This window comes from Deinococcus hopiensis KR-140 (assembly GCF_900176165.1).
GTDB classification, from domain to species: Bacteria; Deinococcota; Deinococci; order Deinococcales; family Deinococcaceae; genus Deinococcus; species Deinococcus hopiensis.
In genome coordinates this window covers 150621-162699 of the sequence record NZ_FWWU01000004.1, presented here as the reverse complement: position 1 = coordinate 162699, position 12079 = coordinate 150621, and the positions used below count along the sequence as shown (strand labels likewise).

Sequence of the window (12079 nt, the reverse complement as noted above, 5' to 3'; positions counted from 1 at the left end):
AGAGAGACGTCTGCCAGTTCGCCCCGCGACGTCCCAGATGAACTGGGCCTTTCCCTATCCGCTGTGGGCCATACGCCGCGCGTGCGGCGGCGCTGGCCGCCTCGCTGTGGGAGCAGCACCCGCTGCGCGAGCTTCACCAGAAGCACCAGGCCCAGTTTGAATTGTGCGACCACGTCACGCGGCGCCTCCTCCTTCCGACCAGCTTTCACGCCGTTCGCCCTGCAATCCCGCCCTCAAGCAGGCGGGACCGTGGAGCGGGGCGGACGCGCTGCAGCCGCAAGCGCCTGATTGCGCCCGGTCTACAGCTGTTCCCCGTCGGCAAGGTCCACCGCGAACGACGGAGAAGGCCAGTACACCCGGTGGGCGCGTACGCTCCGGAGGCTGAGCTCGGGCTCCCCTCCTTCGTGAGGGTCGTACCGCAGCGCCGTGAGCGCACCTCCAAACGCGCAGCCCGTATCGATGTTTACCGTATTGTTCATCCAGCGCGCGCGGTGGACCGGCGTGTGACCGTACACGACCAGCGCCGCTCCCCCATACGCCGCAGCCCAGTCCCGGCGGACCGGATGCCCGAATTCGTCACGTTCTCCCGTCGTGTCGCCGTACACGGCGAACGCCCACGCCTCCCGGGTGCGCCGTCCCTGCAAGTCCGCCCTCAGGCCCGCGTGGGCCGCCACCAGCCGCCCGCCGGCCAGCAGCAGGTGCGCGGGCCGCGCGTCCAGAAAGAGCCGGACGCGGCGGCGGAAGGCACCAGGTTCTGCCCACAGCTGCTCGAGCGTCTCCCCCAGGCCGTTGTCGGTGCTTACCCGCCGTCCCTCCAAGCGGCGGCGCAGCTTCTCGTCATGGTTGCCAAGCACGCACAGTGCCCGGCCTGCCTCCACCATTCCCATCACGAGCCGAAGGACACCCACCGCGTCCGGGCCGCGGTCCGTCAGGTCGCCCAGGAACACGGCGGTCCGGCCCGGTGGAGGGAGCAGTTGCCCGTCCGGGTTCAGCCGGTAGTCCAGCCCACCGAGCAGGTCCAGGACTTCCTGGTGGCAGCCGTGCACGTCGCCGATCAGGTCAAAGGGCCCGGCCAGACGCCGCAGGTCCACAGGTGGGAGGGAAGTGCCTATGGCCGGGCCCCCCGCGTACGGCGCGGCCCGGCACCTCTCCCGCGTCCGGACCACGCGCGCGGCGTCGGGGGACCCGCGCGCTGGGGCCACACGGCGGCCAGCATCTGGGAAAGCTCAACCATGGTGTCTCCCATTCCGTCATACCTGACGCTGGGGTGGACGTGGGCTTCGTGAACACCCCTTGAGCCACAATCGGGGAAACGTGTTGCTGTCCGGGGGTTGCGCGGCACCCGGTGAAGGCCGACTGAAGGGCTCCCGCGCTCCTGAAGCGTCCCCGGCCATTACCCTGAGGCATGCCTCAGGACCCGCCCGAGCCCATGCTGACCGGGACGCTGATCGTCGACGCCATTGAGGGCCACTACGCCCGCGTCGAACGCGAGGACGGCCAGGTTGAGGACTGGACCCTCGCGTCCCTCCCATGCAATGTGCAAGAGGGCGACGTCATCCGCCTGCAGGTCAAAGGCGCAGACCTGGAGATGCACCTTGACCGCGAAGCCGCGCAGGCCAGGAGAACCCAGACGCAGGCGCAACTGAACGTCCTGAATGGGAACACACCGGCCGGGGAGATTGACCTGTGAGGGGCTTCCTCGCCCTCGTGGCCCTGTCAACCACCCTTGCCGCTGCACAGGCCACGCCCGGCGTGCTCACCCTCCGCTTCCTGGACGTCGGTCAGGGAGACGCGGTGCTCATCACCAGCCCAGAGGGCAAGAGCGTCCTCTACGACGGGGGGAGAAGCGAAGTGCGGTTGCAGACCCTCCTGCGGCAGTACGGGGTACAGAGCCTCGACCTCGTCGCCGCCAGTCACGGGGACGCCGACCACATCACCGGCCTCACGCCCGCGGTGCGGCTGTACAGGCCGAAGCTCTTCCTGAACAACGGCATCGCCGCCAATACCCAGGCGTGGAGCAAACTCGTTACCGCTGCCAGGAACGCCGGAACGCAGGGCCTGCTCGCCAAGGACCAGGTGATCAACCTCGGCAGCGTGAAGATCACGGTCATTCCGCCTCCTCCCGGCATGCCCAGAGGCGAGCAGAACGTAAACAGCGTCGGGTTGCTCGTGCAGTACGGGAGCTTCAGGGCGCTGATGACCGGCGACAGCGAGACCGAGGAGACCCGGGCGTGGCTGAAGAAATACCCGGCGGGCTTCCTCGGGCCCGTGCAGGTGTACAAGAGCATTCACCACGGTGCGAAGAACGGGGACAACGCCGCGTGGCTCGCTGCTGTTCGCCCTCTGAACGTCGTGATCGGGGTGGGACCGAACAACTACGGCCATCCGACCGCAGAAGCCCTCACGCTGTACAAGAAGGAGGGGGCGGGCGTGTACCGCACAGACCTCCAGGGCACGGTGACGGTGGTGGTGCAGGCAAACGGACAGTTCGCCATCACTGCGGAGAAAGGGCAGGCGGTGGCCCCGAACCGGGGCAAGGGAACGGCCGCACCCGCGAAAGGACCGACCACCCCCGCTCCCTACCGCAGCTGCGCGGCAGCGCGCGCCGCGGGCGTGACACCTCTTCGCCGGGGTCAACCGGGGTACAGCGCGGCGCTCGACCGGGATGGGGACGGCGTCGCCTGCGAATAATCGTCACGTCCGGCGGGATGGGCGGGGGCTTTCCCCGCTAGGATGCCTGTCCAATGGCCTATACCCTCCGCCTCGACCGCGGCACCCTCGTCATGTCCGAAGTGCCAGACGCGGTGTCGGCCTTTTTTACCTGGGACGCCCGCAGTCAGTCCTGGCGCGCCCCTGGGAAAAGCTACCGCGACGTCATGGAAGCGCTGAAGAAGAGCGGCGTCCCTGTGCGCGACCAGGCCTCCGCCTTCGAGAAGCTGGACCTGGGGTATGCGCGGGAGATCACGCCCTACCGCCACCAGCAGCTTGCCCTGAACGCCTGGAAGCAGGCGGGGCGGCGCGGTGTGGTGGTCCTTCCCACCGGCGCGGGCAAGACCCTGGTCGCCCAGCTCGCCATGCGCGACACGCCGCGCAGCACCCTGATCTGCGTTCCGACGCTCGACCTGATGCACCAGTGGTACTCGGGCCTCAAAGCCGCCTTCCCGGATATGGAGGTGGGCCTGCTCGGCGGGGGCAGCAAGGACGAGACGCCGCTCCTGATCAGCACGTACGACTCCGCCGCCATTCACGCCGAGCACCTGGCGGGCCGGTACGCCCTGCAGGTCTTCGATGAGGCGCACCACCTGCCCAGTGACTTCCACCGCAGCGTCGCGGAACTGGGGCTGGCCCCTTACCGGCTGGGTCTGACAGCCACGCCCAAGCGCAGTGATGGGCGGGAGCTTCACCTCGACGACCTGGTGGGCGCCGTGGTGTACCAGTGCGCGCCGGAAGACCTGGCGGGAGGCTCACTCGCGGACTACCGGGAGGTGATCATCAAGATCAAGCTCAGTCCCGGTGAGCAGCGTTACTACGACGAGCTGATTCAGACCCGCAACGATTTCCTGAGACGATCGGGGATCAAGCTGGGAAGCCTGGAAGGCTGGCGGCAGTTCATCTTGCACAGCGGCAGTCCGCAGGGCCGCGTGGCGATGCGCGCACACCGGGAAGCGAGGAGCCTCGCGTACGGCACGGAAGGGAAATTACGGGTGCTCGAAGAGGTCCTCGCCAACCACCCGGAGGAACGCACATTGATCTTCACGGACGACAACCGCACGGTGTACACCATCAGCCGCGACTTTCTGATCCCGGCCATCACGCACAAGACGCCCGTCAAGGAGCGCCATAGGCTATTGGAGAAATTCCGCGAAGGAAGCTACCGCGTGCTGGTGACCAGCCGCGTGCTGAATGAAGGGGTTGACGTTCCTGAGGCGAGCGTGGCCATCGTGCTGTCCGGAACGGCGACGGAACGCGAACACATCCAACGCCTCGGCCGCATCCTGCGGAAAGCCGAAGGGAAGAACGCCGTGCTGTACGAGGTGGTGACGGAAGGCACGTCCGAGGAGCGCGTCAGTCAGCAGCGGCGCGGACAGTGGCAGGCCCGGCCCGGGGAAATGAACTTCGAGGAGCTCAATGCTCCCCACTGAATTGCTGATGTTCCGGGTCAAGGGCGGGCTGGTGGAACCGAGGCGGCTCAAGGCCACCACCGCGAACCTGCGGCTGGCAGAATCCGTGATTGCGGCGTTCGAGGCCAACCTCGGCAAGAGGCGCGCTGAACTCGACGAGGAGTTGCGCCAACTCGAAGCGGGCCGCACGGACTTCAAGGTGCTGCGCGGGATGGCCCATCTTCTGACGAACAGCTGCGCGACCTTTGAGGCCGGGGGCGACATCGAGCCGTCAACCGTGCGGGAAAAGGTGTTCGGGCTCGCCCAGACGCACCCGCCGAGCCGTCACCGCAGGACCCTGGTCCTGGAACAGGCGGCGGCCGCTCTCTCTACGGAGCGTTCCCTGACGCCGGAGGACATCGGTGAACTGCTGTACTCGGACCTCCCGGATCAGCAGCGGATGGTGACCTTCGACCCGCCGGAACCGAAGGAACTCGTGGAGCGCTTCAACCTCGCCCAGGCGCAGGGCATGCTCTACCGCGCGTACGCGTTGGTCATCACCGCACGCCGCAACGAACCCGCCCGGTACAAGCAGCTGCTGAAATACACGAAGTTCTTCGGCCTGATGGTGACGGTCGAGGGGGATCCGAACTACGGCTTCACGCTGACCATGGACGGCCCGACAAGTCTGTTCAGCTCGACGACCCGCTACGGCCTGGCGATGGCAAAGTTTCTACCGGCGTTGCTGCACGTGACCAAGTGGGATCTCACCGCAACCCTGAAGCCCCGCAAGGACCTGGAGTGGGTGGACAAGAGCGAGGAGGAGTGGCGGTTCGAACTGACGAGCGAGGACGAGTACGTCAGTCATTACAAGCCGCCCGAGGAGCATGACAGCGCCCTGGAGGCCGGCTTCGCGGACCGCTTTGCCAAGCTGGACACGCCCTGGGTCCTCGAGCGGGAGGTGGACCTCGTTCCTGTGCCTGGCGGGGTCATCATTCCGGATTTCCGGCTGGTTCACCCAGACGGACGGAACGTGCTGGTGGAGATCGTGGGGTACTGGCGGCCGGAGTACCTGCGCAAGAAGTTCGCCCTGCTGCGCAAGTCGGGGCGGACGGACGTCATCGTCTGTGTCTCCGAACGCCTGAATCTGGAGAAGGCCGGGGTGGACCCGTCAGATTTCGACGAGCGGCTGATCTGGTTCAAGGGCGTCCTGAATCCAAAGGACGTGCTCGGCTTGGCAGAACGCCTCACGGGGTCAAGTTAACCCCGTGAGGCGCCTGATATGCCGGGGCATAGGGCTCGTTGCTTGCTCTGGTGCCGCGGTAAACGTCCCCAACGTACGGACACGCTTGCAGACGTGCCCTCAACTCGAAGGGCACAGAGACGGTGGGAAGGACCCAACTCTACGCACCTCCGCGGAAAGGTTTGTCTACGCTCCTTGAGGGTACGTCTCCGCCAGCCGTTCATAGGAGCGCTGGCAGTCTTCCAGGAGGTGCATCTGGCTGCCCACCCTCAGGTCCTCGGCGCCCGTGACCCGCAGCACCTGATCGAGCGGTTCCCGAACTGCCTGAGGGCCGCCCGCTACAAAGCCTCCATTGCGGTGCATGGCGTCAATCTGCCCGAGTTCCGCCGCGCTGTAGGGATACATCTGCGCTTCCTCCACGCTGGCGAAAGGAGCGCTCTTTCCCCGGAGCAGGGCCAGGGACCGGGCTTCCTCATCGATTTCTGCGAGAACCACCGACTGAGCCCCAGCACCCGGGGTTCCGGAAACTGGGCAGAAGACTGGAAGCTGGCGCGGTAGTGCTGTGCCGCCTGGGCCGAGAGGTGCATATCCAGATTGATAGGGGCCGCGATGGCCAAGCCCGCACCAATCTTGGCCGCCACGGCAGCGTCATGTCCGGAGCTGCTGAGGATCCACAGGGGCGGCAGTGGCTGGTCGTGCGGCACGGCGACGATACCCCAGAAGGGATGACGCTCGGGGAAGTCCTGTCCGGAGAATGCCATCAGTTCGGCAAGTTGAGATTCGAAGGCGTCTGCCTGCAGCGCCTCCTGGGAGCGGCGCAGCACGAGGGCGGTGTTCATGTCGGTGCCCGGGCCGCGGCCGAGCCCCGGGTTGATGCGTCCTGGCCCCAGGGCTCCCAGGAGCCGGAAGGTCTCGGCGACCTTGAGGGGTGCGTGGTTGGGGAGCATGATGCCGCTGGCGCTGAGACGCAGCGTATTCGTGCGCTCGGTCAGTGCGGCGATCAGCAGTTCGGTCGCCCTGCCCCTGCTCCTCGCCGCCTGCTCGGGCAACATTCCCGCCACCCCGTTCCTGCCTCAGCTCTGGGTGAGCATGCTTTGGTTGAAGCCTCTACAACTGCCCCTGGACCACCGCTTTGAGATACGCTCCCGCTTCCCGCAACAACAAATGCCGCTCCGTATATGAGGGCACGAACCCCGCATCTTTGGGTACCGGCTGAGCTGGGACAGAGATGACTTGCACCCCCACCTTTCGAAACAGCCCCGCGGCTCGACGGGAATGCCAGTTGGAGGTCACGAGTAGGATGACGCCCCAGTGGTGTTGCTCTACCAGTTCCGCTGTCGCCTGGGCTTCATCCTCAGTGTCCCTGACGTCTTGCAAGACCTCCAGTCGAAGGTCTGCCCCGGGAAACATCTGACGGAGCAGCCGCTCCTCGACTTCCGCGTCACTGGGGCAACCGGGCTGACGAATCTCTTCTGAGGCTTGGCTGAGCACCAGCACAGGAGCATAGCCCGCCTGCCACAACCGCACGCCTTGATCGAACCGTTGCTGGACCTCCGGCATCAGCGTACCGGTTGCGCAGTCCACACCGCCCCCCAGGATCACGATGGCGTCCGCGGGTACAGGGGCTTGGTGGAAGGTCATCGCCGACAGCCCGACGTGAAGTAGCGGAGTGTATGTCAGCAGAACCAGGGGAAGAAGAACGCCCGTCGCCAATGAGGGGAGAAACCGTGTTGGGCGAAAGAACCCCAGGACCAGCGCCACCAGCGCACCGATCAGCATCCACTGTTGTCGGCTTGAAGACTCCCAGGCATGAAGGGTGGTGTATCCCAAGTTGCCCGCCAGTGCGCCCATCGGCAGGGCCACAAGCAAGGAGGAGAGCGCCAGGGGCCGTCTCGACATCTGCGCAAGTGTGGCACACCCCGGTGAACCTCGTGTCTCTTTTCAAGCCCCGACACCACACACAACCCGCCCGTTGTCGGCCCCTCGCTCCGGTGGGGGGTTCGCCTTTTCTCCTGCCCCCAAGATCCTTATGCCCAAACTCCTGTCCCTCGCCCTGCCCTTGCTCCTCGTCGTCTGCTCCAGCACTCACGAAGATCAAGCTGCCGTCTGTGGCTCGGCAGGGCGTCACCTCCACCGTCATGCCATGCAGTTCCAGCAACGCGGCCAGCAGCTGCGCGCGCACCTCCGCATCCTCACCTTCGATGACCGCCAGTCCGAGCTGAAGGCGTGGTTGCGTCCTCTGAAGCAGGTCACCGTGCGGCCCAGCACCTCGAGGCCAGGGCGAGCCCAGACGGCCCAGCGTCCCGTGCAGCTGGTGGGCCACAGGGTTCCCGATAGGAGCCGGAGCGGGGGTGGGCAGGCTAACTTCCTCGACCATCTCCACCTGGGAAGCGCGGTCCAGCAAGCGGGAGGCCTCCACGAAGTTCGCGTTCTCTCCGTCCACAATGGCGCTCAAGCTGCCGTCGTGGTCCCACATGAGCGTCACAAAGTGGGTGGTGATAAGGAAACAGCCTTTGAACAACGCCCTATATTGGAGAAATCAAGGCGACCCGGAGGTCGCCTTCTTCCATTCCAGCGTGCGGCTGAGCGCAAAGTCGGGCCATCAAGGGGAAGCTTCTCCGGCATCCGATTCCTCAAGGGGCACCACGCGCACAACGCCCAGTTCGCCTGTGGCCTGCCGAGCTGCCTGGGTCCAGGGCTCCCGCACCATCAGGGCCACCAGGCCGCCCCGTGCCAGGGGGCGTAGGCCCCGTTCCACCGCGGCGCGCAGCGCCTCCTCCTGCGTCCGGCCTGTTCCCCGCACCTGCGAAAGTTCCAGCGTCAGCGTGGCCTGTACCTGCCGTGACAGGGTGAGCTGGAAGGTGACGCCCCGCAGCGCCACCTGGAGAGGCAGAGCGAACCCCGGGAGGTGTTCGGGTCCCTGGAGGGAGAGGGCCGTATCCACCGGATTTACCTGGGCAACGGCCTGAACGGCAAGAACGGCATTGGCAAGTGCCGCGCCTTCAGGGGCGGATCTCTGCTCGCGCGCCTCCACTTCTGCGGTCCGGGCCACGTGATGCATGTCCTGATGGTGGCGGTTGCTGTTGCGGGCAATGGAATGCACCCACAGGTCGCGCAGGTGCGTCCAGGCCGCGGCACCTTCCGCGCCCCGCAGGATCTGCAGCAGAAGGGCCAGCTCCAGATCACTGTAGAGCCGGGCTGCGGCACCGCCGGGCACCAGGCGCAAACCCATGAGAACCGCCTCGGTTTCCGCTTCGAGGGAGGTGCCGCCCGGACGCGCGCCGCTCACCTGCCGGACCTGCTGCGTCTCGGGCTGCACGGCCCGCGCGGCCCAACCCGAGAAGGTCCGGCGGCGCTCATGCCGCGTGCTGCCATCGGTGTAGACGTGCCATTCTCCTGGAGTGGAGGGCAACCCGCGCCGTTCAGACCGGACCATACCCAGATCATCCCCGGCCCACCACTCCGCGCGCTACGCAGCGAGGCTGCCGTATTGTTCACCGTCGTCTCCTGAGGCAGCAGCGCTTCTTGCAGTCGCGCTGCCCACCCGGCCCTACACTTTCCGGCGATGAGTGACATTCTGGTGCTCGGTGCGGGTGTGGGTGGCCTCGCCGCGGCCCGTGACCTGGCCGCCGCAGGGGACCGGGTTCAGCTGCTCGACAAGGCGCGCGGCGTCTCAGGACGGGCCGCGACACGGAGGTTTGAGGCGGGCAGGCTCGATCACGGGGCGCGGTTCCTCACGGCGCGTCAGGCCCGCACGCAGGCCCTCGTGGGCGAGGGGCTCACAGAAGGCTGGCTGCGCGAGTGGACCCGGCAGTTCTCGCGGTGGCAGGCGGGCGAGGTGACGCCTACGCGTGACGGGCACCCGCGCTATGTCGGCGCGCGGGGCATGAGTGATCTGGGCAAGGCGCTGGCGCAGGACCTGGAGATTCACACGGGGACCCACATCTCGTCCCTGGGGCACACCGAAGCTGGCTGGACGCTGACCGCCGATGACGGACGCACCTTTATGGCCCCCACCCTGCTGCTCAACGCGCCCGCGCCGCAGCTGGCGCTTCTCCTGCGGGGCGTGACCGACACGGCAGCGCTGGACGCCGTGACGTTCCAACCCTGCTGGGCGGTGGGCGCGGTTCTGGACGAGGATCTGCCGGTGGACTGGCCCGCGCTGAATCTGGAGGGTCATCCCAGCCTCGCCTGGATCGCCCGGGAGCACACCAAGCGCCCCGGGCCACCGGCCCTCACGCTGCACGCGGACGCCGCATGGAGCGCCGCGCACCTCGAAGCCACGCCGGAGCAGGTGCAGCGTGACCTGCTGCAAGCGGCTGAGGAAGTGGTGGGGGAACTCAGGGTGCGCCGCGCCTTTGCCCACCGCTGGCGGTACGCCACGCCGGAGCGGCGCTTTCCCCAGGCCTGCGGGTGGGTGCCCGGGCTCCGCCTGGGTTGGTGCGGCGACTGGTGCGTGAGTGACGGCCATGGCCCCCGCCTGGAAGCCGCGCTGCTCAGCGGCTGGGCCCTGGCGGAGGCCCTGAGGACGACGGGGACTTGAGGCCAAGGCCTTTGAGGAGGATCCGGCACTGGCCCGCATGACGCGGGCCAGTGCCGTCTGTCTCCCCGAAAAGGCGAAAGCCCCGGGTCAGGAACACAGGTGGGGGCGCTTGGGAAAAGCCCCCCCTTCTCTTACCTAAGCGGCCTTAGGTAAGAGAAGGGGGTTTTCTGCTACCCTCCTTCCATGACCTCCAGCCCGCCGGAGTCACCCATCCCTGGCACGACGCTTGCCCGTTACGGCGGTGACCTGCTCGCCCAAACGCGGCAGTGGACCGGCCTGCACGACGAGGAGCTGCGGCGCCGGGCCGTGCAGGCCGCGGGGGAAAAGGATGTCGACGCGCTCGTGGCGCTGACCACGGCATACCTGGCCCACCACGGAGCCAGCGGCGTGCTGACGAGTTCGCGAACGGTGGACGCCTACGCCCTCGGCGCACAGCAGTTCGTGACCTACGCGGCGGCGCAGGCGGTCAACCTGCTGCGCCCGGGGCGACACGACGCGCAGAATTACGTGGGGCACATGCTCGCGGCTGGCCGCAAACCCGCTGGAGTGCAGCTCAAGGTGGCGGCGGCGGCCTGCCTGTACCGGGCGCTGCGCTGGGCTGGAGCAACGGAGGCGGACCCCTTTCGGGACGTGAAGGTGCCGCGTGACCTGACTCCCGGCATTGTGAAGCGCCCACCGTATTCGGAAGACGAGATTGCGGATGTGCTGGAAAAGGCCGACATACAGGCCAAGTTTTTGCTGTTTCTGACCGCCCACGCGGGGCTGAGGATCAGTGAGGCGCTGGCGCTGGAATGGGCGGACCTGGACGAGGCGGGGCGGCGCATTCACGTCCGCTCAGGCAAGGGGCGCAAGGGCCGGGTGGTGTCCATGAGCACCAGCCTCGCGCGCGCCACCCGGCATTACCGGGGGCTGTACGGGCCTGGCGGGCCGGAGCACGGGGGGGGCAGACGGACCACAGGGCGTGACGCCGTGTTCCGGTACGCCAGCGTGATGACCGCTCGCTACCACATTGAAAAAGCCTTCAAGGCGGCGGGCGTGTCCTTCCGGGGATTTCACCCAGGGCGCAAATATGCGGGCACACGCCTTCTGCAGCAGGTCAGGGATTTTGGGCGGGTGGCCGCGCACCTGGGACACGCCTCGGTGGACACGACCCGGCGGGGATACGCCCAGCTCGCTGCCGACGACCTGAAGGACGCGCTGAGCGGGTGGTAGGGGTGAACGTGGAAGGATGGGGCGGTGATAAGCCTGCGCCCGGCCACCTTTCCCAAGGACCTGGAAAACGTCCGCACCCTGTTTCGCGAGTACGCCGCTGAAATGCGTGGGTGGCGTTGCGGCCGCTGAATGGAGCGACGTGCGGGATGAAGCGGCTCGGCGCGCGGCCTGGAGCTCTGGACGAGCAACTGGTGGACCGCCGCCTCGCCAAGCGGCTGATCGCGGAGGTCCGGAAGGCCCGGTGCACGAGGATGGTCCCTGACACCCTGAAAAGCATGACTCCAGCTGTGCGGCTCTACCGGGACCCGGCGTTCGCCCCTCGGCGGCGCCCACGTTCAATCTGCTGCCTGAAGTTCTGCTCTTCGGTCTGCAGGGTGACTTGCTGTTCCTTCCTTTCCCCCTACCCTATACCCCTCACAACGCGTTGGAGGTCCCTTCCTGGCCTTCCTGTGAGGGCGGACCCAGGAGCCCGTGTAGAACGGAATTGGATACTTTTCCTATTCGTTGGGCGTTGACCCGGTGGTGGCTCCCGGAGAGGTGGGCTGCGGCGAGTGGCCCGATGTCATTGGGCACACCCCTGCGGCTCAGGGTTGCCATTCCGGCAAGGAGAGCGTTGACCTCGGGATTATCGCGCACGCCACCGCCGCTGTCCCCCGTTTCACCGTCACGCTGGCGCGGTGGCCTCGCTCACGCCCCCGCAGTTTCAAAAGCGGCTCCGCCTGATCGAGGTGAGGCGGTGGAGGCTCGCCCTCGGTAAGCCTCCACGCACAGCGGCCTTGGCCGTGGGATACGGGAGCGCGCCGCAGTTCACCCGCAAGTACCGGCGGATGGTTGGCCTGCCACCCAATGCGGGAAACGGGGGCGGCCAGGAGCCGTGCAGGGGCGTAGACGGCAGTTCGGCAGGGGGAAGGAGATGTGCGTCTCCCCCGCCCTGCCGCTGCGTCTAGAGCATTTGTCCGAATTCCACTGTGAGGGGTGCCC

At 67.0% G+C, this 12079-nt stretch carries 11 protein-coding genes and 1 pseudogene; 7 read left to right on the top strand and 5 right to left on the bottom strand.

The features are described 5' to 3' along the window. Positions 1 to 299 precede the first annotated feature (299 nt). Positions 300 to 1091, bottom strand: coding sequence for a bis(5'-nucleosyl)-tetraphosphatase PrpE (gene prpE, locus B9A95_RS03985; protein WP_245808124.1), 792 nt, complete (start codon positions 1089 to 1091; stop codon positions 300 to 302). A 314-nt stretch (positions 1092 to 1405) separates the two neighbouring features. Here prpE and B9A95_RS03980 point away from each other — a divergent pair, with 314 nt between their 5' ends. From B9A95_RS03980 to B9A95_RS03965, 4 genes are read left to right on the top strand one after another with little or no spacing between them, the layout of a single operon-like run. Continuing rightward, positions 1406 to 1690, top strand: coding sequence for a DUF3006 domain-containing protein (locus B9A95_RS03980; protein WP_084045644.1), 285 nt, complete (start codon positions 1406 to 1408; stop codon positions 1688 to 1690). After that, positions 1687 to 2691, top strand: coding sequence for an excalibur calcium-binding domain-containing protein (locus B9A95_RS03975; RefSeq protein ID WP_084045643.1), 1005 nt, complete (start codon positions 1687 to 1689; stop codon positions 2689 to 2691). The genes B9A95_RS03980 and B9A95_RS03975 overlap by 4 nt, the downstream gene beginning before the upstream one ends. Positions 2692 to 2744: 53 nt before the next feature. Then, positions 2745 to 4142 carry a DEAD/DEAH box helicase family protein gene (locus B9A95_RS03970; protein WP_084045642.1) on the top strand — a complete coding sequence of 466 codons (1398 nt, stop codon included), beginning with the start codon at positions 2745 to 2747 and terminating at the stop codon, positions 4140 to 4142. Then, positions 4129 to 5364, top strand: a complete 1236-nt coding sequence (locus B9A95_RS03965; protein ID WP_084045641.1) for a DUF790 family protein — start codon at positions 4129 to 4131, stop codon at positions 5362 to 5364. The genes B9A95_RS03970 and B9A95_RS03965 overlap by 14 nt, the downstream gene beginning before the upstream one ends. A 165-nt stretch (positions 5365 to 5529) precedes the next feature. Here the strand turns inward: B9A95_RS03965 and B9A95_RS33175 are convergent, their stop codons facing one another. From B9A95_RS33175 to B9A95_RS03950, 4 genes are all read right to left on the bottom strand, one after another. Further along, the gene (locus B9A95_RS33175; RefSeq protein ID WP_170928409.1) at positions 5530 to 5706 is read right to left on the bottom strand and encodes a hypothetical protein; all 177 of its coding nucleotides are present in this window, start codon (positions 5704 to 5706) and stop codon (positions 5530 to 5532) included. Further along, positions 5682 to 6395, bottom strand: a complete 714-nt coding sequence (locus tag B9A95_RS03960; RefSeq protein ID WP_084045640.1) for an MsnO8 family LLM class oxidoreductase — start codon at positions 6393 to 6395, stop codon at positions 5682 to 5684. Before B9A95_RS03960 ends, B9A95_RS33175 begins: the two co-directional genes overlap by 25 nt. A gap of 55 nt (positions 6396 to 6450) precedes the next feature. Continuing rightward, positions 6451 to 7242, bottom strand: coding sequence for a YdcF family protein (locus B9A95_RS03955; protein ID WP_084045639.1), 792 nt, complete (start codon positions 7240 to 7242; stop codon positions 6451 to 6453). A 703-nt stretch (positions 7243 to 7945) separates the two neighbouring features. Further along, entirely contained in the window at positions 7946 to 8779 is an 834-nt protein-coding gene (locus B9A95_RS03950; protein ID WP_084045638.1) for a ribonuclease H family protein, read from the bottom strand. 129 nt (positions 8780 to 8908) lie between these two features. Here B9A95_RS03950 and B9A95_RS03945 point away from each other — a divergent pair, with 129 nt between their 5' ends. The 3 genes and pseudogenes from B9A95_RS03945 to B9A95_RS36740 all read left to right on the top strand — a co-directional run. Next, positions 8909 to 9886 (top strand): NAD(P)/FAD-dependent oxidoreductase, encoded by a 978-nt coding sequence (locus B9A95_RS03945; RefSeq protein WP_084045637.1) that lies wholly within the window; start codon positions 8909 to 8911, stop codon positions 9884 to 9886. A gap of 183 nt (positions 9887 to 10069) precedes the next feature. Beyond that, entirely contained in the window at positions 10070 to 11098 is a 1029-nt protein-coding gene (locus B9A95_RS03940) for a tyrosine-type recombinase/integrase (RefSeq protein WP_084045636.1), read from the top strand. A gap of 668 nt (positions 11099 to 11766) precedes the next feature. Beyond that, a pseudogene (locus B9A95_RS36740) lies at positions 11767 to 12045 on the top strand (helix-turn-helix domain-containing protein); the annotation flags it as partial. Between the last annotated feature and the right edge of the window lie 34 nt (positions 12046 to 12079).